Annotated in this window: 15 protein-coding genes; 8 read left to right on the top strand and 7 right to left on the bottom strand. The window is 60.5% G+C overall.

Going from position 1 to position 21,287, the window contains the following annotated elements:
* Positions 1-36 precede the first annotated feature (36 nt).
* From WDB91_RS18775 to WDB91_RS18760, 4 genes are all read left to right on the top strand, one after another.
* On the top strand, positions 37-1,647 hold the full coding sequence (locus WDB91_RS18775; RefSeq protein ID WP_339115191.1) for an ABC transporter substrate-binding protein: 1,611 nt from the start codon (positions 37-39) through the stop codon (positions 1,645-1,647).
* A gap of 91 nt (positions 1,648-1,738) precedes the next feature.
* On the top strand, positions 1,739-2,686 hold the full coding sequence (locus WDB91_RS18770; RefSeq protein ID WP_339115616.1) for an ABC transporter permease: 948 nt from the start codon (positions 1,739-1,741) through the stop codon (positions 2,684-2,686).
* Positions 2,686-3,534, top strand: a complete 849-nt coding sequence (locus WDB91_RS18765) for an ABC transporter permease (protein ID WP_339115190.1) — start codon at positions 2,686-2,688, stop codon at positions 3,532-3,534. Before WDB91_RS18770 ends, WDB91_RS18765 begins: the two co-directional genes overlap by 1 nt.
* Positions 3,535-3,537: 3 nt before the next feature.
* Complete coding sequence (locus tag WDB91_RS18760) at positions 3,538-5,217, top strand: ABC transporter ATP-binding protein (RefSeq protein WP_339115189.1); 1,680 nt, start codon at positions 3,538-3,540, stop codon at positions 5,215-5,217.
* 30 nt (positions 5,218-5,247) lie between these two features.
* Here the strand turns inward: WDB91_RS18760 and WDB91_RS18755 are convergent, their stop codons facing one another.
* Positions 5,248-5,742, bottom strand: coding sequence for an Lrp/AsnC family transcriptional regulator (locus tag WDB91_RS18755; protein WP_339115188.1), 495 nt, complete (start codon positions 5,740-5,742; stop codon positions 5,248-5,250).
* Positions 5,743-5,907: 165 nt separating this feature from the next.
* Here WDB91_RS18755 and WDB91_RS18750 point away from each other — a divergent pair, with 165 nt between their 5' ends.
* The 4 genes from WDB91_RS18750 to WDB91_RS18735 all read left to right on the top strand — a co-directional run bounded on the left by WDB91_RS18750 (position 5,908) and on the right by WDB91_RS18735 (position 11,349).
* Entirely contained in the window at positions 5,908-7,233 is a 1,326-nt protein-coding gene (locus WDB91_RS18750) for an FAD-binding oxidoreductase (protein WP_339115187.1), read from the top strand.
* A 119-nt stretch (positions 7,234-7,352) separates the two neighbouring features.
* Positions 7,353-8,816, top strand: coding sequence for an aldehyde dehydrogenase family protein (locus WDB91_RS18745; protein WP_339115186.1), 1,464 nt, complete (start codon positions 7,353-7,355; stop codon positions 8,814-8,816).
* A gap of 18 nt (positions 8,817-8,834) precedes the next feature.
* A complete protein-coding gene (locus tag WDB91_RS18740) occupies positions 8,835-9,881 on the top strand; it encodes a tartrate dehydrogenase (RefSeq protein WP_339115185.1) in 1,047 nt (348 codons plus the stop codon).
* Between the two features lies 1 nt (position 9,882).
* Positions 9,883-11,349, top strand: a complete 1,467-nt coding sequence (locus WDB91_RS18735) for an NAD-dependent succinate-semialdehyde dehydrogenase (protein ID WP_339115184.1) — start codon at positions 9,883-9,885, stop codon at positions 11,347-11,349.
* Positions 11,350-11,499: 150 nt separating this feature from the next.
* Here the strand turns inward: WDB91_RS18735 and WDB91_RS18730 are convergent, their stop codons facing one another.
* From WDB91_RS18730 to WDB91_RS18705, 6 genes are all read right to left on the bottom strand, one after another.
* Positions 11,500-14,631, bottom strand: coding sequence for a M10 family metallopeptidase C-terminal domain-containing protein (locus tag WDB91_RS18730; RefSeq protein ID WP_339115183.1), 3,132 nt, complete (start codon positions 14,629-14,631; stop codon positions 11,500-11,502).
* A gap of 326 nt (positions 14,632-14,957) precedes the next feature.
* Positions 14,958-16,223, bottom strand: coding sequence for a cytochrome c (locus WDB91_RS18725; protein WP_339115182.1), 1,266 nt, complete (start codon positions 16,221-16,223; stop codon positions 14,958-14,960).
* A 12-nt stretch (positions 16,224-16,235) separates the two neighbouring features.
* Complete coding sequence (locus WDB91_RS18720) at positions 16,236-18,008, bottom strand: GMC family oxidoreductase (protein ID WP_339115181.1); 1,773 nt, start codon at positions 18,006-18,008, stop codon at positions 16,236-16,238.
* A gap of 29 nt (positions 18,009-18,037) precedes the next feature.
* On the bottom strand, positions 18,038-18,781 hold the full coding sequence (locus WDB91_RS18715) for a gluconate 2-dehydrogenase subunit 3 family protein (RefSeq protein ID WP_339115180.1): 744 nt from the start codon (positions 18,779-18,781) through the stop codon (positions 18,038-18,040).
* A gap of 635 nt (positions 18,782-19,416) precedes the next feature.
* Positions 19,417-20,760: a TRAP transporter large permease subunit gene (locus WDB91_RS18710; protein WP_339115615.1), complete on the bottom strand. Its 1,344-nt coding sequence runs from the start codon at positions 20,758-20,760 to the stop codon at positions 19,417-19,419.
* Positions 20,760-21,263, bottom strand: coding sequence for a TRAP transporter small permease subunit (locus WDB91_RS18705; protein ID WP_339115179.1), 504 nt, complete (start codon positions 21,261-21,263; stop codon positions 20,760-20,762). The genes WDB91_RS18710 and WDB91_RS18705 overlap by 1 nt, the downstream gene beginning before the upstream one ends.
* Between the last annotated feature and the right edge of the window lie 24 nt (positions 21,264-21,287).

Genomic DNA, 21,287 nt, shown 5'->3' with positions numbered 1-21,287 from the left:
AAGCCTTCGGGCACAACAGACAGGGATGACCAGATTATGACTTTCAAGCCAACCAACTGGACCGGTCGCGATGACGCGATGGTCGAGAACATGATCCGTCGCGGAGCCTCGCGGCGTGACCTTCTCAAGATGCTGATGGCCTCGGGTGTAGGCATGGCGGCCGGTGGCTCGCTCTTGCTCGGCGCCAACAAGGCCGTAGCCGCGACCCCCGTCTCGGGCGGTGTGCTGAAAGCCGCGGGCTGGTCGTCCTCGACCGCTGATACGCTCGATCCGGCAAAAGCGTCGCTCTCGACCGATTATGTGAACTGCTGTGCCTTCTATAACCGTCTGACCTTCCTCGACGAACAGGGTCAGGTGCAGATGGAGCTGGCCGATACGATCAATACGGACGATGCGAAAACATGGGAAATCAAGCTGAAATCCGGCGTGACCTTCCATGATGGCAAGGCGCTTGTGGCCGAAGACGTGGTCTATTCGCTCAAGCGTCACCTCGATCCGGCCGTGGGCTCCAAGGCAGCTGCAATGGCAGGCCAGATGTCCGAGATCTCCAAAATCGATGATCTGACCGTGAAAGTCGTGCTGTCGGGCGCCAATGCCGACCTGCCGACCATTTTCGCGATGCATCACTTCATGATCATCGCCGATGGCACCACCGATTTCACCAAAGCCAACGGCACCGGTGCGTTCATCTGTGAGGCCTTCGAACCCGGCGTGCATTCGATCGGCAAGAAAAACCCGAACTACTTCAAATCCGAAGGCCCCTATCTCGACGGGTTCGAGTTCTTCGCGATTGCCGATACCAATGCCCGTGTGAACGCGCTTCTGTCGGGCGATATCCATGTGGGTGCCTCGCTCAACCCGCGCTCTGTCCGTCTGATGGACGGCAAACCGGGTGTGACCACCTCGATCACCACCTCGGGCAGCTATACGGACCTCAATATCCGTCTGGATATGGAGCCGGGCTCGAAGGCCGATTTCGTCGAGGGCATGAAATATCTGGTCAACCGCGAAGCGATCCAGAAATCGATCCTGCGTGGCATGGCAGAGATCGGCAATGACCAGCCGATTTCCAGCGCGAACCGCTACCATAACCCCAACCTCAAGCCCCGCGCTTATGACCCCGACAAGGCAAAACACCATTTCGAGAAATCCGGCCTTCTGGGCACCGAGATCCCGATGGTGGCCTCCTCGGCGGCCAACTCCTCGGTCGATATGGCCACGATCATCCAGCAGATGGGCCAGCAGATCGGCATGAAGCTGAAGGTCGATCAGGTTCCGCCCGATGGCTACTGGTCGAATTACTGGCTCAAATCGGCCGTGCATTTCGGCAATATCAACCCGCGGCCCACGCCCGATATCCTCTTCTCGCTGCTGTATGCATCGGATGCACCGTGGAACGAGAGCCATTACAAGTCGGAGAAATTCGACAAGATGATGCTCGAGGCGCGGGGCTCGCTCGATGAGGACAAGCGGACCTCGATCTATTGGGACATGCAGGAAATGGTTGCCAACGAGGCAGGCACCATCATTCCGGCCTTTATTTCCAACGTGGATGGTCTGTCTGACAAGGTCGGTGGCATGCGTGCCAACCCGCTGGGCGCGCTGATGGGCTTCTCCTTCCTCGAATATGTCTGGCTGAACGCCTAAAGAATATCCCCCGACTGGGGCTGCGCCGTGCAGGCGCAGCCCGCTTTTTTAAGATTTCTCCGACGGGAGGTGCTCCTTGCCCCAATCGCTCATGCCATGGTTCCTTGTCTTACAAAGGCTCGGTATCGCGATACTGACGCTGATCATCGTATCCTTTGCCGTATTCTTCGCCACCGAACTGCTCCCCGGCGATGTGGCGCAGATCCTGCTGGGGCAGGCGGCCACACCCGAAGCTGTTGCGGGCCTGCGCAAGGCGATGGGGCTCGACGAGCCCGCGATCCTGCGTTTTCTGAGCTGGCTTTTCGGGTTCCTGCGTGGTGATCTGGGCACATCCTATGTGAACCATATGGCGGTGGCCGATCTGGTCAGTGGCCGTTTGGTCAATTCGCTGAAACTGGCGGGGATCACGACGCTGATCTCGGTGCCCGTGGCGCTGTCGTTGGGGATCGGGGCGGCCATGTGGCGCGGCTCGTGGTTCGACCGCATCGTGTCGATCCTGACGATCTCGGTCATCTCGGTGCCCGAATTCATGGTGGCGACGCTCTCGGTGCTGATCTTCGCGGTCTGGCTGGGCTGGCTGCCGGCGCTGAGCTATGGGGCTGCCGATGCCACCACCTTCGGCGCGATGCTCAAGGCCTATGCGATGCCGGTGATCACGCTGACCTTCGTGGTCTCGGCGCAGATGATCCGCATGACGCGGGCCGCCGTGATCGAGACGATCAATACCCCCTATGTCGAGATGGCGCTCCTCAAGGGGGCCTCGCGCAAGCGGATGGTGCTCAAACACGCGCTGCCCAATGCGCTCGGTCCCATCGCCAATGCCATCGCGCTCTCGCTCAGCTATCTGGTTGGCGGCGTGATCATCGTCGAGACCATTTTTAACTATCCGGGCGTGGCCAAGCTGATGGTCGATGCCGTCTCCACCCGCGATCTGCCGCTGATCCAGTCCTGCGCGATGATCTTCTGCATCAGCTATCTGCTGTTGATCACGCTGGCCGATCTGACCGCAATCCTGTCCAATCCGAGGCTGCGCCGTTGATGAATATTTCGAGTTTCCGCCTTCCGACGCCGAAAAACCTTGGCTATTCCTTCAACTGGGTGGGCCGGATCGGCCTTGCCATCATCCTCTTCTGGGCCGTGGTTGCCATCTTCGGCGGGTTGATCGCGCCGCACCCGCCGGGTGAAATCGTCGATTGGGACTATTTCGGCGCGGTCACGAACAAGTTCTGGATGGGCACCGATTATCTGGGCCGCGATGTGTTCTCGCGTGTGCTGATCGGGGCGCGCTACACGGTGGGCATCTCGCTGGCGGCGGTGTTCTTCGCCTGCACCGGCGGGGTGATCCTCGGCATGGTCGCTGCCGTGGCCGGTGGCTGGTTCGATATGTGCCTCTCGCGCTTCCTTGATGCGCTCAACGGCATTCCCTCGCTCCTGTTCGGTCTGGTGACGGTGGCGGCGATCGGCTCGTCGATCCCCGTTTTGGTGGGCACGCTTGCAGTGATCTACCTGCCCGGCGCCTACCGCTTTGCCCGTGCGCTGGCGGTCAATGTGAACACGATGGATTTCGTGACCGTGGCCCGCGCCCGTGGCGAGCGCACCCCTTATCTGATCGCCCGCGAGATCTTTCCCAATATCCTCGGTCCCGTGCTGGCCGATCTGGGTCTGCGCTTTGTGTTCATCGTGCTGGTGCTCTCGGGGCTGTCGTTCCTCGGGCTTGGTGTGCAGCCGCCCAATGCCGATTGGGGTGGCCTTGTGCGCGAGAATATCGAAGGTCTGTCGCTGGGCGCGCCCGCGGTGGTCTTCCCCTGCCTCGCCATCGCCTCGCTGACCATTTCGGTGAATCTCTTCATCGATAACCTGCCCACTAAAATCCGCGACAGGAGCTGAGCCATGAAGGATTTCGCACAAGACACCAAGGCGCTTGTATCGGTGCGTGATCTGCGGATCGGCGCCACCACGGATGCGGGCCGCAAGATCGAGATCATCAAGGGCGTGAGTTTCGATATCGCGCCGGGTGAGATGGTCTCGTTGATCGGCGAGTCGGGCTCGGGCAAGACTACCATCGCGCTGTCGCTGATGGGCCATACCCGCACCGGCTGCAAGATCACCGGCGGCGATATCCGGCTCGACCGGCATATGGTTACCGCCCTGTCGGAGAAACAACGCGCCACGATCCGCGGCACCGAAGTTTCCTATGTGCCGCAATCGGCGGCGGCGGCCTTCAACCCCAGCCAACGGATCATGGATCAGGTTGTCGAGATTTCGACCATCCATGGCCTCATGTCGCGCGAGGAGGCCGAGAAGAAGGCCGTGAGCCTCTTCCACGCGCTGGCGCTGCCCAATGCCGATACGATCGGTCAGCGCTATCCCCATCAGGTCTCCGGTGGACAGTTGCAACGCCTCGCAGCGGCAATGGCCCTGATCGGAAGCCCCAAGCTGGTGATCTTCGACGAGCCCACCACCGCTCTTGATGTGACCACCCAGATCGAGGTTCTGCGCGCGTTCAAGCGCGCAATGGCCGAGGTGGGTGCGGCGGGCGTCTATGTCAGCCATGATCTGGCCGTCGTGGCCCAGATCGCGGACCGGATCATCGTGCTCAAGGGCGGCGAGATTCAGGAAGAGGGCACCTGCGAGCAGATCCTGCATCAGCCCGCCCATCCCTATACCAAGGAACTTCTCTCGGCGTTCGAGCCGGTGGTTCATGAGCCTTCGGGTGTGCCGGATCGTGCCAAACATACGCCGATCCTTGAAGTGCGCGATCTCTGTGCAGGCTATGGCACGCTGCGCGACGGGGTTCCTGCGGCCAAGATCCTGAAAAACGTGAATTTCACGCTGGATCGCGGGCGCAATCTGGGGGTGATCGGGGAATCCGGCTCGGGCAAATCGACGCTCGCGCGCGCTGTGGCAGGGATCCTGCCGCCCTATCGCGGCTACACTCTGGTGGACGGGCAGGAAATGCCGGGGGATCTGTCCAAACGCTCGAAGGAGCAGCTGCGCCGCGCTCAGATCGTATTCCAGCTGGCCGATACCGCACTCAACCCGGCGCAATCGATCGGCAATATCCTTGGCCGTCCGCTGACCTTCTATCACGGCATGCGCGGAGCGGCGCGCGAGAAGCGGGTGATCGAGCTTCTGGATATGGTGCGGCTGCCTGCGGCGCTGCGTCACCGTCTTCCGGGCGAGCTGTCGGGCGGGCAGAAACAGCGGATCAATCTGGCGCGTGCACTGGCCGCCGAGCCCGAGCTGATCCTGTGCGACGAGATCACCTCGGCGCTCGATACGGTGGTGGCTGCGGCGATCATCGAACTCCTCAAGGAGCTGCAGCGCGAGCTGGAGCTGAGCTATATGTTCATCAGCCATGACCTCTCGACGGTGGAGGCCATCTGCGACGAGGTTCTGGTGATGTATAAGGGCGAGGTGGTCGAGGCGCTGCCTGCCGCCAAGATGAGCGCGGAGGCGACGCATCCCTATTCGCGGCTCCTGATCTCCTCGGTGCCGCAGCTCGATACCAACTGGCTCAATTCGCTGGAACAGGATCCCGAGCTCATCGCCAAATTCGCCAATCGTTGAACAAAAAGCCCCGCTCTTGGCGGGGCTTTTTCATAGCCTGTCAGCGAAGATCCGCGTCAGCGGGATCTGGGTTTTGACGAAGGGCGTCTTCATCACCACGAAACTGAAATATTTGTCGATCCCGATATCGCGGTCCACCAACCCCTCAAGGATGGTCTGGTAATCGCCGATCGAGGCGGTGACGAATTTCGCCAGATAATCGTATCCGCCCGAGACCAGATGGCATTCGACACAGCTATCGACCTTCTCGAGCGCCTCCTGAAATCGGGCGAAATCGATCTGGCGGTGGTTTTTCAGGGTGAATTCCGTAAAGACGGTGAGCGTCTCACCGAGCTTTGTCATATCGATCTGGGCGGCATATCCGCTGATATAGCCCGCTTGCTGGAGCTTTTTCACCCGCATCAGGCATGGCGAGGGCGAAAGTGCCACGAGATCTGCCAGTTCCACATTGGTGATCCGGCCATTGCGCTGCAGCTCCGCCAGAATCTTCAGATCGATCCTGTCCAGTTTATAAGCCGTGCTCATATTCGTTCCTGCGCCTTTACCTGCCCTAGTCATAGCGGATTTTTCCGCGCAAGGAAGGGCATGCGGCATCCGGTATACAACATGATATGCCACAAATGGTTGAGATTTGGCAGATGTGGCTGCGGGGTGACGTGTAGCGTGGGGCCAACGATCGAGGAGACCCCCATGCCCGCACCGCTTTTCACATTCGATACCCCCGCCGATCTGCCGACCCATGCCGATTGCGTGGTGATCGGGGCAGGGATCGCGGGGGTGAGTGCGGCCTATTGGCTGGCGCGCGCGGGCCAGAAAGTCGTGCTGTTGGAGAAGGGCCGGATCGGGGCCGAGCAATCGAGCCGCAACTGGGGCTGGTGTCGCCAGCAAAACCGTGATGCGCGCGAGTTGCCGCTTTCGACGAAGTCTCTGGAACTATGGGAGGAGATGACTGTCGACATTGGCGAGGATATGGGGTTCCGGCGCTGCGGGCTTCTGTATCTCTCCAAAGATCAGGCCGAGATCGAGGGCTGGGCCAAGTGGGGTCGTTTCGCTCGTGGCGAAGGGGTCGATACACGGATGCTGACGGCGGCGGAAGCGGCCGAACGGGGCGCTGCAACCGGCCAGACTTGGGCAGGCGGGGTCTGGTCACCCAGTGACGGGACCGCCGATCCCTCGCGCGCGGCGCCGATGATTGCCAAGGGCGTGATCAAACATGGCGGGGTCGTCTTGCAGAACTGCGCCGCGCGAGGGCTGGAAACCAGTGCCGGCCGGGTCAGCGGCGTCGTGACCGAACGTGGTACCATACGGACCGCGCAGGTGGTGATGGCGGGCGGCGCTTGGGCGTCAAGCTTCCTGCATCAATACGGGCTGGCCTTCCCGCAGGCCTCGGTGCGCAGTTCAATCCTTTCCGTTGCGCCGGGGGCCGAGGGGCTGCCCGATGCGCTCCATACCGCCGCCGTATCGGTGACGCGGCGCGGCGACGGCGCCTATACGCTTGCCATCTCGGGCAAGGCCGCCGTGGACCCCACGCCCGGAATGATCGTTCAAGCGAAACATTTCCTGCCGATGTTCACCAAGCGCTGGAAAAGCCTCGGCCCGGGCGGGTTGCAGGCATGGAAGGCAGGGTTCGAGACCCGCAAGATCTGGGCGCTCGACCGGATCACGCCGATGGAGCGGATGCGGGTTCTGGATCCGACGCCCGCAAAGGGACTGATCGATATGACGCTGAGCCGCGCCCGTGCGCTGCTACCCGCGCTGAAAGCGCTGCCGGTTCAGGCAACATGGGCGGGTTTCATCGATTCTACCCCCGATGGTGTGCCCGTCATCGACACCGAGACCGGCCTGCCCGGTCTGACGCTGGCCGCAGGGCTGTCGGGCCACGGGTTCGGTATCGGGCCAGGGGTCGGGCATCTGGTGGCCGACATGCTTCTGGGACGGACGCCGATCACCGAGATCGCACAATACAGGCTCTCCCGCTTTAACGAGAGCCAATGGGGCAAGGTTTCAAAATTCTGACGCGGCATAATCTGCCGCAAAGCGGCCCGCGCAGTGGAAAATGCTGCGAAGAGGGCCGTTTTAATCAGAATTGATGCGCCAGTCCCGCTTAGGCTGGGGCGAAGAAAGACGAGGATAGTATGAGTTTCGCATTCGACCCTTCCACCGTTGCCCTCCCTTCGGGCCATTTCATCGGCGGGCAATATGTTGCGGCCCCCGAGGCGATCGAGGTCATCTCTCCCTCGACCGGCCAACGTATCGGTGCGATTGCCTGTGCGGATGCGCAGATGGTGGATCGTGCTGTCAGGGCGGCGCGTCAGGCGCTGAAACTGTCGAACTGGGGCGGGATTGCGCCCCGCGACCGTGCCAAGGCGTTGCATAAATGGGCGGATCTCATTGAGGCCGAGGCGCCCTATCTGGCACAGCTTGAAGCGATCTGTTCCTCGCGCCCTTATGCGCAGGCGCTCGCGGGCGATGTGATGGTGACCGCCGAGCAGATCCGCTTTTTTGCCGAATTTGCCGATAAGGAATGCGGCGATCTGGTGCCGACGTCTGACAGCCAGTTTGGCTATATCTCGGATCATCCCTATGGGGTAATCGGGGCCGTGACGCCCTGGAACTTCCCGATTTCCATGGCGGGCTGGAAGCTTGGCCCCGCGCTTGCGGCGGGAAATGCCGTAGTGATCAAACCCTCCGAAATGACGCCCTATACCACGCTTTATATGGCGGAACTCTCGGTGCGTGCGGGCATTCCTGCGGGGCTCATCAATGTGGTGCTGGGCGATGGTCCGACTACCGGCAATGCGATTACCGGCCATCCGGGCATCGACAAGGTGTCTTTCACCGGCTCGACCCGCGCAGGCGCCGCGATCATGGAAAATATCGCGCGCCATGGCATCAAGCCGATGACGCTGGAGCTGGGCGGCAAAAGCCCGATGCTGGTCTTTGCCGATGCCGATCTGGATAAGGCCGCCGAATGTCTGGCGCGGGGTATTCTGCCCAATGCGGGGCAATTCTGTGTGGCGGGCTCGCGCATCCTTGTGGCGGCATCGGTGGCTGATGAGCTGGCCGCCAAGCTGATGGTGGAGTTCGCCAAGCAGGTTCCCGACGTGACCCATGCGGGCAGTGTGGGCTTCTCGCCTATCATCTCGGCCCGTCAGATGGGGCGGATCGATTCCATCGTGCAGGCGGCTCGCGCACAGGGCGGCGAGATCCTCTGTGGCGGCGCGGCGTTTGACCGCGAGGGCAGCTTCTATCAGCCAACCATCATTGGGGGCGTGGACGAGACCAACCCCGCCGTGACCGAGGAAATCTTCGGCCCCGTGGCGACCTTCCAGACGTTTGAGAGCGAGGAAGACGCCATGGCGCAGGCCGCCCATGACACCTATGGTCTTTGCGCGGGGCTGTTTACGCGCGACCTCAGCCGCGCGCTGCGTCTGGGCGGGCGGCTCGAGGCGGGGACCGTCTGGATCAACCGCTATGGCCGCTCGCGCGATCACATTCTGCCGACGGGGGGCTGGAAAGCCTCGGGGCTCGGCAAGGACTTGGGCCGCGAGGCCTACCGCGCCAACCGGCGCACGAAATCTGTGCTGATCGATCTGTGATCGACCAAAGGAGTGACGATGAAGACCTATACGCTTGCCCTCATCCCCGGTGACGGGATCGGTGTCGATGTAACGGATGCCACGATGGAGGTGCTGGATGTGGCGGCGGCCAAATTCGGCTTCGCTCTCGCGCCCACCACCTTCCCGTGGTCCTGCGAATATTATGTGGAAACCGGCAAAATGATGCCCGAGAACGGGATCGAGCAGCTGCGCCCCTTCGATGCGATCTATCTGGGTGCCGTGGGCTGGCCGAAAACGGTGCCGGATTCGGTGTCGCTGCACGGGCTTCTGCTGCCGATCCGCAAGGCCTTCACCCAATATGCCAATATCCGCCCGCACCGTCTGTTGCCGGGCGTCGAGGGCCCGCTGAAGGCCGAAGGCTTCGATATCCTGTGCATCCGCGAGAATACCGAAGGGGAATATTCGGGTGCCGGTGGCCGCGTGCATCAGGGGCAGGATAACGAGGTGGCGACCGAGGTTGCGATCTTCACCCGCAAGGGCGTCGAACGTATCCTTCGTTTCGGTTTCGAGCAGGCGCGGGCCCGGCGCAAGCATCTGACCTCTGTCACCAAATCCAATGCCCAGAAATACTCGATGGTGTTCTGGGACGAGATGACCGACAAGATCGCCGCTGAATATCCCGATGTGACCGTCAGCCATATGCATATCGATGCGATGGCCGCCAAGATGGTGATGGCGCCGCAGGATCTGGATGTGATCGTGGCCTCGAACCTCTTTGGCGATATCCTCACCGATCTGGGTGCGGCCATTCAGGGCGGGCTTGGCTTTGCGGCCTCGGCCAATATCTGCCCCGATCCGTCGGTGCCCTCGATGTTCGAGCCGGTGCATGGCTCGGCCCCCGATATTGCCGGTAAAAACATCGCCAATCCGATTGCCGCGATCTGGTCGGGCGCTATGATGCTTGACCATCTGGGCGAGAAAACCGCCGCAACCGCAATTCTGTCGGCCATCGAGGCCGCCACTGCCAAGGGCATCGGCACCCGTCCGGGCGCCAGCTCGACCGATGAAATCACCGCGGCCGTGAAAGCCGCATTGGAGGCCTGATATGACCGTGCATGAAACCTTCGACCTGCGCGCCCAGCTGCGCGACCCCGCCCTCTTCATCGAGGCGGCGCTGATCAATGGCGAGTGGCGCGCGCGGGCAGATATGCCCGTCGTGAACCCCGCGACCGGCGACGTTCTGGGCCATATGCCCGACAATACCGCCGCCGAGACCGAGGAGGCGATTGCCGCCGCAGCCGAGGCGATGAAGTCGTGGAAGGCCAAGACCCATGCCGAGCGCGCCGATATCCTGATGGCGTGGTATGATCTGATGCTGGAGAATGCCGATGATCTGGCGCTGATCCTGACCGCCGAACAGGGCAAGCCGCTGGCCGAGGCCAAGGGCGAGATCGTCTATGGGGCCTCCTTTATCCGCTGGTTTGCCGAAGAGGCCCGCCGCATCAACGGTTCGATCATCCCGAGCCCCGTGAAGGGCAAGAAAATCTTCGCGATGAAAGAGCCGGTGGGTGTCTGTGCGATCATCACGCCGTGGAACTTCCCGACCGCGATGATTACCCGCAAGGTGGCACCGGGTCTGGCGGCAGGCTGCACGATGGTCATCAAACCTTCTGATTTCACACCCTATTCGGCGCTGGCGCTGTGCCTGCTGGGCGAGCGTGCGGGCATCCCCAAAGGTGTGCTCAACTGCCTGACCGGTCGACCCGAGGCCATTGGCGGCGCGCTGACCGCAAGCCCTGTTGTGCGTAAGCTGTCCTTCACCGGCTCGACCCGTGTGGGCGCACTTCTGGCCGAACAATGCGCGCCGACGCTGAAGAAGATGTCGCTGGAACTGGGCGGTAACGCGCCCTTCATCGTGTTCGATGATGCCGATCTGGATGCGGCTGTGGAAGGCGCGATGGCGTCGAAATTCCGCAATGGTGGCCAGACCTGCGTCTGTGCCAACCGTCTGCTGGTGCAATCGGGGATCCATGACGCCTTTGTTGCCAAGCTCGCGGAGAAGGTCGATGCGCTGAAGGTCGGCCCCGGCACTGCCGAGGATACGACCATCGGTCCGATGATCAATGCGGCCGCGATCGACAAGATCAACCGCCATGTCGAGGATGCGCTGTCCAAGGGCGCAACCCGCGCGACCAAGAAACGCGAGCTGACGGCGCAATATGCCGATCCGACCGTGCTGGTGGGGGCGACGCTGGATATGCAATGTGCGGGTGAAGAGACCTTTGGTCCCGTTGCTCCGGTCTTCAAATTCGAGACCGAGGAAGAGGCGCTGGCAATCGCCAATGGCACGCCCTTCGGTCTGGCGGCCTATTTCTACACCACCGATATGGCCCGTGCCTTCCGCTTCGGCGAGGCGCTGGAAACCGGTTTGGTGGGGCTCAATACCGGTGCGGTCAGCCATGCCGAAGCACCCTTCGGCGGTGTGAAAGCGTCGGGTCTGGGCCGTGAAGGCGCGCAGGAAGGGATCGAGGAATATCTCGAGACCAAAGCCTTCCATTTCGGCGGTCTCTGATCCACACGATCAAAAACACCGGCACCTCGAGGGGTGCCGGTGTTTTTTTATGGCGAGGGCCAAGAGAGCCTTGTCACGGCCTTGATCCGCAGGGGCTGCCTTGTCAGAAGGCACTCCCCGGGCGGAATTGCGCCCTTGATCCGCGGATATTCACAGGACGAGATCATCCACGAAGGAGGTCATGTCCGAACCGGCAGCAGCCAATACGGGCTCGTCGGCAGCCGCATCGTCAAGATCGATCAATTCATAGCGGCCTTCGCCAATCGTGATCCAGGAGACCGTTTCATAGATATGCCCTGTCTCGCTATCCTTGGATTGTTCTTCCTGCAAATAGAGCTTGGTGCCATCATTGGTCTCTTGGCTGCGCAGGACGATCGTATCCGCTCCCCGATAGGACTGTGTATCCGCAAATAGCGCCAAGGTGCTGTCGACGGAAATCTTGGCGGCGGTGCTGCTGATCAGGGCCGAGCCCTCGGAGACCGAGGATCCGGGCGCTTCCTCGATGGCGGCCCATTGCACGACGCGGGTGGTCGTGCTGGAGACCCCGCCATCGGATTCCTCGGCGGCGAGCCTCAGTTTGGCGCTCTCGGTTCCGACCGAGACGATCCGTTCCGTGACGATCTGGCTACCCTCTCCCGAGACCGAGGCAATGAGGGTTGGCGTGCCATCGAAGCCGTCATAGGAAATCGCGGCGGTCTGGTTGCCCGTGACCTGTTGGGTGCCGAGTGTGATCTTGGTGCCATCGGACAGCATGTGCTGGCCCTCGGTGCCTGCCATCCAGGAGAGGCTTTCCACTATATGGGCTCCATCCAGATAATCCCATTCGGAAAGGCGCACATCGAAGCCTTCATCCGTGATATTTCGCAATTCTGTTGTGACGGCTTGGCCGCCATTTGTTGTCACCGGTCCGAGCACGACGACGGCATCTGCGATCGTCTCGCCAAAACTGACATGGACCCAGCCATCGTCCGATTTGCTGCGGCTCAGGGATAGCGTTCCGACCTCGAGGGCACTTTCAACGGTGTTGTATTCCTGAGGGTCGGATGTCAGGAGACTATAGCTTCCGGTCTCGAGGCTGGTATAGGCGACGCTTTCGTTCATATGACTGGTTTCTGCGTCGTAGGACTGTTCTTCGACAAGTTTCAAGTAGGTTGTGTCTTTGACTGTTGTCTGTCTCAGGCTCGTCGTATCGCCGCCCCGATAGGTCTGCATGTCCGCGAAGACCGCGTTACTGTCCGTATCTCCGATTGCCCCCCAGTTCGACGCAAGGTTGAGAGCACTATTGTCGACCAGGGTGCCACCGTTCTCGATCACCACATAGTCAAAAGTCCGGATCTCGGTGGAAACCGTGCCTTTTTCTGCTTCTTCTGCCTGCATCCTGACTTGCAGACCATCGGACGATATATTTGCCATACGATGGGTCAGAACCTGATCGCCCGTCCCCACGAGGCTGCCATAGGCCGTCACCGTGGCGGAACTATCGAAACCGTCAAGCGTGATGGTCGTGTTTCTTGCGCCGTTGATCTCGGCCGATCCGAAGGTGATCTGGGTGCCGTCGGCCAGATAGTAGCTGCCCGCGCTCCCTGCCATCCAGGAGATCTGTTCCTGCACATGCGTTCCGTCGAGATAGTCCCATTCCGCCAGCCGGATCTCGAAGCCCGAACTTGTGATGTTGCGGATCTCGGGCACAACCTGCTGGCCACCATTACTCGTGATCGGGCCGACGACGACAATTGCGTCCTCGATTGCTGAGGCGAAGCTGACCGTGATCCAGCCTTCATTCTTGGCCGATCGCGCAAGGCTAGTGGTTCCAACCTCCATATGCGAGGCGACCGAGGTCGTGGCTGCGACCGTGCTCGTGGTGGTGGTAGGATCTGTCACGCTGGTTTGCGTTTTCGCGGCCGTCTGCAGCGCCGTTCCGTCCAAGATGATCGAGGCATCGATCCAGCCTTTATTGGCCAGCGTTGCCAGATCGGACACGGCGCAGCTTCCGTCATTGAAGGCGACGGTTTCGATCCCGTTGAGATAATCGATGTCGCTGCCATGTTTGATCTGAAGCTGAGAACCGGAATAGTAGATGAAAACATCTTCCGACTGCAGGTCGTAGACGACCGTATCGTCTCCTTCGGCACCGTTCAGGGTGTCGCTGCCGGAGCCTGCGATCAACGTGTCATTCCCCGATTGCCCGTTGAGGAAGTCATCGCCATCCCCTCCGATCAGCACGTCGTTATTATTGCCGCCCCAGAGGCTGTCATTTCCATTGCCGCCCCAGAGCGCATCATTGCCGTCCTGACCGGCAAGATAATCCGCCCCCGCACCGCCGGAGATTTCGTCATTGCCCGCACCGCCATACAGGATATTCCTAGCCGCATTCCCGATGATGGTATCATCGCCACTGCCGAGATAGGCATTCTCGATGGTCGTGTTGAGCGCGATCGCGAGGTTTTTCTCGCGCCCGCCAAGATCCGAGAAGCTACCCGGGGTCAGGTCGATCTTCTGGTCCGCGCTGCGCGAGCGTAGATCGATGGTATCGGTGCCGCCGGCATCGACGATAGTCTGGGCGCGCGCATCCAGAAGTTCGACCCCGCTATCCCCATAGGTCGTACTGCCGCTATGGACAGAAGAGGAGGTGCCATACATCTGCTGGATCGCGAGAATATCGGCGATCTGTGGCGTGACGACATAGGCAAAACTGGCATCGGTATCGCTGCTGAGGGTCTGGTAGAAATAGGACATGATCGAATATTGCCAGGTATCATTGGCATAGGCGGCATCGATCGCAAAACTTGCGGAGCCGTTGTAATCGCCCGAATGGCCAAGCCCCAGCGCATGACCGATCTCGTGGATATAGGTCTGCAGCATGTAGGCGCTGGAGGCGAACGTCTCGTTTATATTGATTCTGGCCGAGCTGGTCACGGAGCCCGAATAGCTTGTCGAGGTATAGGCGCCGGAATTGCTATCGGTAAAGGTGATCTGGGCATTCGCCGTCGTCTCCTTGAACCGGATACCCGAGGCATCGGTCCATGCCTCGAGGGCTGCACGGGCATAGGCGGCGCTGGTGTCGCTCAGGCCCGACAGGTTGACCGTCAGGGTGCCGGAAGAGGTGATCGCAAATTTATGCGCGGCACTGCCTTTGTCGGCCCAATAGCCGGTGCTTAGATAGGTCGCGATCTGCTGAACACTCCAGACGGGTTTGCCGCTGGATGCACTATCGGATGTAATGCTCGCCGCCATGTCGATGAGCGGGGCAATATGATCTGTGCTGCCGCAAATTGTGCACATAAACGCAATCCTTCAGGATAACGGCCGTAACAACGCCGGAAATACCTGTACTGGCCGAAAGGGACGCGGATTCACCGCCAGAATTGCGCGCATTTTGCACGCGCTCGCGCGGCGCCCGGGGCGTCTTCGCTGCGAGGAGGACAGATGCAAACTGCCCGAGCCGCAAGGAACGGCCTTGCCAAAAAGCTGGCAAGAATATGGCGATTGGATTCACCTTTAATCGAAAGTGAATCTATCTATCCTTATATTCCACCCTGCTTATCAACTGAAACGGGGCGCATCATGGATGCGCCCCGTCAGGGATAACCCGTCTTTGGCGGACCGGATCAGTCCTGGGCCAGGGTCGCGCGGACCGACGCCACATCCGACGTGCTGACCTTGCCGGCATTGTTCGTCCATGCGCCGCGCAGGAAGGTTGCGAGATCCGCAACATCCTGATCGCTCAGACGGCTGGCAAAGCCCGGCATCAGATTGACCGAAGGCGCCTTCTCGACCGAGGGCGTTTTAGCGCCGGCGAGGATGGTATGCACAAGACCTGTCGCGCTCGGCGCGTTGACGATGCTCGCGCCATCCAGCTCGGGGAAGATGTCCTTGCCGCCCTTGCCGGTGACGAAGTGGCACGCACCGCAATTGTCGATATAGACGCGCTCGCCATTGGTCAGATCCTTGGCCGCCGTCAGGGTGTCGATCGTGGCTTGGGCATCGGCTGCAGGCTTCAACGAGACCAGATCACCCGAGGGCGCCATGGTCTTGAGATAGGCCGCGACCGAAGCCAGATCGTCATCGGTCATGTGGCTCGTGCTGTGCTCGATGACCGAGGTCATCTCGCCGCCCACCGCCGCCTTGTCATTGCGACCCATGGCCAGATAGTCGACGATCTCCTGATCGGTCCAGCCTGCGACACCCATGCCACTGTCTGCGTCGGCGCGCAGCGAGGGCACGCTCCAGCCGTTCAGATCGCCGCCAGCGAGATAGTCGTCGCTGCCGTTATCATAGGCTTTCTCCTGCATGCCGATCCCGCGCGGGGTATGGCAGCTGCCGCAGTGGCCTGCACCTTCGACAATATATTTCCCGCGGTTCTCGGCATCCGAGAGCTTGGGATCGGGTGTGAAGCCCACGCTTTCGCTGAAGGCGAGGTTCCACAGGGCCATTCCCCAACGCTGGTTGAACGGGAAGCCCAGATGCGTTTCCGGGGCTTTCTCGGCCACCGGTTCTACATCCTGCATGATATAGGCGTAGAGCGCCTTGATATCGGCATCCGTCATCTTGGCATAGGAGGGGTAGGGCATCGCCGGATAGAGATGCGTCCCGTCGGGGGTGACACCTTTGCGGACGGCCTTGGCGAAATCCTCCTCCGAATAGCTGCCGATACCGGCCTCTTTGTCGGGGGTGATATTAGTGGCGTAGATCGTGCCCAGATCGCTCTTGATCGGCAGGCCACCGGCATAGGGCGCGCCGCCCGGTGCGGTATGGCAGGCCATGCAATCGCCCAGCCGCGCGACATAGGCGCCCTGTTTGACCAGATCGGCATCCTGCGCCATGGCCATCCCTGCGCCCAGCGATAGGGCAGCGGACATCATTACGAGTTTCATATCCAACGCTCCTTATGCCTGGACCAGCGGGCCGGGGTTCTTGATGTAGTCCTTTACGATGGTTTCGGCCGCGTGGTAGGTCAGCGCGCCGATCATATCGGTCGGGTTTGCCTGGAAGTTCTGCGGGAAGGCATTGCCGCCCGGCACGAAGACGTTATGCACATCCCAGCTTTGCAGATACTTGTTGAGCGCCGAGGTCTTGGGATCATCGCCCATCACCGCACCGCCCACATTATGGGTCGAGACATAGGGGCGCATGTCGTAATGGCTGTCGGGCTTGAGGAAGCTGTCATGGCTGATATCGGGGCCCATTTCGCGGGCGATATTGTTGCATAGCTCCTTGAGATACTGCTGCAGCTTCAGCTCGTTCTCTTTCCAGTCGAAGGTGATCCGCGCCATCGGATTGCCCAGATGGTCGGTATAGGTCGGATCCAGATCCATGTAGTTGCCGCGATAGGACATGCAGGTCGTGGTGATCGAGATCTTCATCGAATGGCCATACCAGTCGCGCATACCCTGTTTCCAGCCCATGCCCCAGCCGGGCACGTCCTTGGGAAGGGCGGTGCCGATCGGGTTGCCGTTCGATTGCGAGGAGTGGATCTTCGCGCCGCCCAGGAAGCCGTATTTCACGCCATCCTCGAAGCCCGGACGCGGCGAGACATCGTTGAACATCACACCGGTCGCGCCGGCGGTCGCGAAGGGGTTGAACTCCTTGTCCTTGAAGAACATGGTCACGCCGCCATTCGACAGGAAGGCATAGTTCCGGCCCACGACGCCCTCGCCCGTCATCGGGTTATAGGGCTGGCCGATACCCGACAGCAGCATCAGGCGCACGTTCTGGAACTGGAACGAGCACAGGAAGACCATCTTGGCAGGCTGGAAGACCTCCTCGCCATTCTCGTTGACATAGGTCACGCCCTTGGCGGTCTTTTTGTCGTCATGCAGATCGACGCGGACCACTTCGGCATTGGTCTTGTAGTCGAAGTTTTTGTGCAGCTTCAGCGCATCCAGAATGGTCGTCTGCGGCGAGGCTTTCGAATAGTTCAGGCAGGGGTATTTCGAGCAGAACCCGCAATAGTTGCATGGCGCGATGTTCTGGCCATAGGGGTTGGTCCAGGCTTGCGATACGTTTGCCGAGGGGTTCGAGAAGGGGTGGTAGCCCATCTTCGTGGCCTGTTCGCGGAACATCGAGCAGTTCAGCGTGTCTTCCAGTGCCGGCAGCGGATAGGGGTTCGAGCGCGGGCCCTCGAAGGGGTCGCCGCCCGGCTGGATCTCGCCATTGAGGTTGCCGGTGGTGCCGGACTGGCCGCAGACTTTCTCGAAGAAGTCGAAATGCTTCTCCATCTCGTCCCAGGTCACGGGGAAATCCTGCACCTGCATGTCTTCCTGCAGCTGGCCGGGCGCGTAGGTTTCATCGGCATAGGTCTTCAGTTTCAGGTCTGTGGGCGTCGGACGCAGCATCACTGCCGTCCAGTGCAGACCGGCCCCACCTACGCCATTGCCAGGGCAGAATGACCCCCATTGGCGGGTCGGAAGTGCATTGTCATCAGTGGTGTGACGTACCGTGACCGCTGCCGATTTCGGTTTGGCAAAGATTTTATACTGCTTGTCGTAGCCATATTGGTCGGCGGGTTTGGGATAGGCGAAGTCCTCGCTCGACTGGTCCTCGCCCCGCTCGAGCGCGCGCACTTTCAGGCCTGCACGGGCCAGTTCCATCGCCATGATCGAGCCGCTCCAGCCCAGACCCACGACAACGGCATCCACTTCATCATTCACAATAGCCATTGCTATCTCCTTCTTTCCGTTGTCGCGGTTTACGCGCGCATGCCTTTGACGCTGACAGGGCCCAGCGGGTATTTGACATTGTGCTGGGTGACCCATTCGCGGAAGCTGGCGCGGGCGCCCGGGTAGCCGATCATGATCCATGCCCCCATACCCTTGTTGCCGCCATACATCGGATCGGCGAGATAGCCGTTACGGGTATCGGAAAGCAGCTGGCTGAAGAAATTGCCAGCGGTCAGGTAATCCTCGCCCTGTGCGAGGAAATCGATCTTGTCCTTCTGCAGATCGGTCAGGAAGGTGTCCTGCTCGTCTGCGGTCAGCTCGGCAAAGGCCTTGCCATGCGCGTCCTGTGCGGCCTTGGCGGCCATCGCGAGCCCCTTGCGGTAGATCTCGGCGGGCATATAGGGCATCTGGTAGCCCATCAGCGGATCGGGGTTCTTGGGGAAAGGACCCTTGAGATACCAGTCCTGACCGTAATCGCCACCGACCTGCATATCGAGGAAGACGGGAACATTGGCCTCGAGGGCGCCGGGGCCGATTTTCTCGCCATCGCCGTCACCCGGGATCAGGCGGTCGACCATGGCGCAAAGGAGCGCGAATTCGTCCTTGGTGAAGAAGGTGGGCTGATAGGTGGCGAGATCCGGAGCTGCCTGATCGAGTACGGTGGCCGCGCTGACGCTCTCGAACGGATAGCCCAGTGCCGCGGCTGTGGCGATGGCTGCTGTGCCCAGCATGAACCCGCGCCGCCCGACATGCGGGCCTGAAGTCTGTGTCATGATTTTTCTCTTTTGTATCGGGGGGACCGCGCCGGACGAAGTCGGGGGAGCCTTTTCGCCAAGCAACGGATCGCTTTTGGGAGACAGTAGAGCACGGGCCGCCTGCGCCTTGGCATCGGAACGTTGGACCGGGGATCCGACTGTCGCACCATCTGAGACCGTCCTCACTGGCACAGATAGTTTGAAATTGAACCATTTAAGCGCGACGCGGATGACGGGAAAAGAATCCCTTTTCTGCCTCACACGTCACAGTTTGCTTCATTCAGAATGTTTCAATTTGACGCAATATTGCCAACGTCGAAGTCACCGTATCGTGATGTATGCGCAAACTAGCGGCTAGAGAGCTTACTGGAAGCGGGGTTCATTAAATACTTTAATAAGAACAAGAAGATAATGGGGAAAATGTTATAATTTGATGCCTTGGCGGAGAGAATATGCACATTTCAGCCTCGTGGATTGTTTAAATGTGAACAGTCAAGAATATGACCTGATGTCAGTAAGCTATGGGGTGGCGCTCTATAAGGAGGTAACCGAAATATACGGTTCGGAGTTAATGGATGCGCATTCTCTGATGTAATGAAAGCACGCTTATAGTCAAATAAGCATGCTCGAAAATCGTTCACATATAACTGGTGCTAGTTCTGGAGTGATGGCAACCAAAGCACCAATGAGGGGAAGGCGGCCACAATCGCCAGTGTCGCCAACTGTAACAGCACGAAGGGAATGACCCCGCGATAGATCTCGCCGATGGTTGCCCCCGGCACGGCCGAGCGTAGATAGAATAGCGCCATGCCCACGGGAGGCGTCAGGAACGAGGTCTGCAGCACCAGTGCCAGAAGGATCGCGAGCCAGACCGGATCATAGCCGAAACCGGTCAACACTGGCATCACCAACGGGGCCACGATCAGCACGATCTCCATCCAGTCGAGGAAGAACCCCAATAGGAAGACCACAAAGATGACGAAGGCCAGCATCCCGTGCGGGCCGAGCGGCAGCGCCTGCAGCGCCTCTGCCACCACATCATCCCCGCCATAGCCGCGCAACACGACCGAGAAACAGGCCGCCCCGAAGATCAGCATATAGAGGAAGGCGGTGGTGCGGGCACTCTGGTAGCAGACCTCGCGGAAGTCCTGCCAGCCGAGCTTGCGGTTCATCGCGGCCAGCAGTGTCGCGCCTGCTGCGCCGATCCCCGAGGCCTCGGTAGGCGAGGCGATGCCCGCGATGATCGAGCCCAGTACCGCGAGCACCAGTGCCAGAGGGGCGAGCAGGGCGCCCGCAAATTCGCGCAGAAGCACCGTGACGGGCAAGGCGGCACCGCTGCGCTGGTATCTGGGCATGGTCCCGGGCACCAGAAGGGCGGTAACCACGATAAAGAGCACGAAAGCCAGTGCCAGAGCTGCTCCCGGAAGGATTGCCCCCATAAAGAGATCCCCCACCGGAATGCGGAGCTGGTCGCCCATCACCACCAGCATGATCGAGGGCGGGATCAGGATGCCAAGGCATCCTGTTGCCCCTACCGTGCCGAGGCTCACGCGGCGGGAATAGCCCGCCTCGAACATGGTGGGAACGGCGATCGTGGCGAGCAAAACCACGGAGGCACCGATGATGCCGGTCGAGGCCGCGAGCACCACCCCGATCACCACAACGGCAATCGCCAGTCCGCCCGGTGCCGGACCCAAAGCCGCCCGCATCGACTTGAGGAGCCGCTCGGCAATGCCCGAACGGTCCAGCATGAAGCCCATGAAGATGAACATCGACATCGGGATCAGGGAATAGCTCGAGACCGTATCGAAGACGCGGTTGGCCACAAAGCCGATCATCCGCAACTCGGCCACATCGGCGATGTCGAGCGGGGCGATCACCGTGCCGAGGGCCGCAAAGAGCACCCCCACTCCCCCCAGCACGAAGGCCACGGGGAAGCCCGAGAACAGGATACACAGGAAGGTGGCGAAAAAGACGAAGATGAAAAGCGCATCCATCATGCGGCCCTCCGGTTAGGGCCGAAGAGCCGTGTGGCGGCTTTCAGGAAAAGCCCGATGCCTTGCAAAAGCAGCAGGCTCAGCCCGAAGCCCATGATCCCCTTGATGATATAGCGCGCAGGGAGACCCGAAGGCATGGGCGAGCCTTCCTTCAGGGCCCATGAATAGGAGAAGATCGTCCACGCATTCCATGCGACGAGCCCGATGAAGGGAAAGAAGAGGAAGATCAGCCCGAGCACCTCCACCAGTGCCTGGCGGCGCGGCGACATTTTGGCATGGAACATGTCCACCCGCACATGATCCTCGCATTGATAGGCCCAAGCGAGGCTCAGCAGGACGGCTACGGCATTGAGATGCCATTGCAATTCCTCGAGCTCGATCATGCCCATGGAAAACACATAACGCAGGGTGACATTGACGAGGATCGTCACGATCAGGAGCGGCAGGAAGAAGGCGCCTATCTTGCCGATCGTGGCGCAGAAACGGTCGATGAATTGGATCATGGATCACCTTTCAGACGGAAGGGC

The organism is Thioclava sp. GXIMD2076 (assembly GCF_037949795.1).
GTDB classification, from domain to species: domain Bacteria; phylum Pseudomonadota; class Alphaproteobacteria; order Rhodobacterales; family Rhodobacteraceae; genus Thioclava; species Thioclava kandeliae.
Note: the sequence above shows the minus strand (reverse complement) of the source record. Positions and strands in the feature narration are given on the sequence as shown.

Coding starts and splice junctions, on each gene's coding strand:
- WDB91_RS18775 (WP_339115191.1), top strand. CDS start 37: ATGACTTTCAAGCCAACCAACTGGACCGGTCGCGATGACGCGATGGTC.
- WDB91_RS18750 (WP_339115187.1), top strand. CDS start 5,908: ATGCCCGCACCGCTTTTCACATTCGATACCCCCGCCGATCTGCCGACC.
- WDB91_RS18715 (WP_339115180.1), bottom strand. CDS start 18,781: ATGACACAGACTTCAGGCCCGCATGTCGGGCGGCGCGGGTTCATGCTG.
- WDB91_RS18765 (WP_339115190.1), top strand. CDS start 2,686: ATGAATATTTCGAGTTTCCGCCTTCCGACGCCGAAAAACCTTGGCTAT.
- WDB91_RS18745 (WP_339115186.1), top strand. CDS start 7,353: ATGAGTTTCGCATTCGACCCTTCCACCGTTGCCCTCCCTTCGGGCCAT.
- WDB91_RS18735 (WP_339115184.1), top strand. CDS start 9,883: ATGACCGTGCATGAAACCTTCGACCTGCGCGCCCAGCTGCGCGACCCC.
- WDB91_RS18730 (WP_339115183.1), bottom strand. CDS start 14,631: ATGTGCACAATTTGCGGCAGCACAGATCATATTGCCCCGCTCATCGAC.
- WDB91_RS18725 (WP_339115182.1), bottom strand. CDS start 16,223: ATGAAACTCGTAATGATGTCCGCTGCCCTATCGCTGGGCGCAGGGATG.
- WDB91_RS18755 (WP_339115188.1), bottom strand. CDS start 5,742: ATGAGCACGGCTTATAAACTGGACAGGATCGATCTGAAGATTCTGGCG.
- WDB91_RS18770 (WP_339115616.1), top strand. CDS start 1,739: ATGCCATGGTTCCTTGTCTTACAAAGGCTCGGTATCGCGATACTGACG.
- WDB91_RS18710 (WP_339115615.1), bottom strand. CDS start 20,760: ATGGATGCGCTTTTCATCTTCGTCTTTTTCGCCACCTTCCTGTGTATC.
- WDB91_RS18705 (WP_339115179.1), bottom strand. CDS start 21,263: ATGATCCAATTCATCGACCGTTTCTGCGCCACGATCGGCAAGATAGGC.
- WDB91_RS18760 (WP_339115189.1), top strand. CDS start 3,538: ATGAAGGATTTCGCACAAGACACCAAGGCGCTTGTATCGGTGCGTGAT.
- WDB91_RS18740 (WP_339115185.1), top strand. CDS start 8,835: ATGAAGACCTATACGCTTGCCCTCATCCCCGGTGACGGGATCGGTGTC.
- WDB91_RS18720 (WP_339115181.1), bottom strand. CDS start 18,008: ATGGCTATTGTGAATGATGAAGTGGATGCCGTTGTCGTGGGTCTGGGC.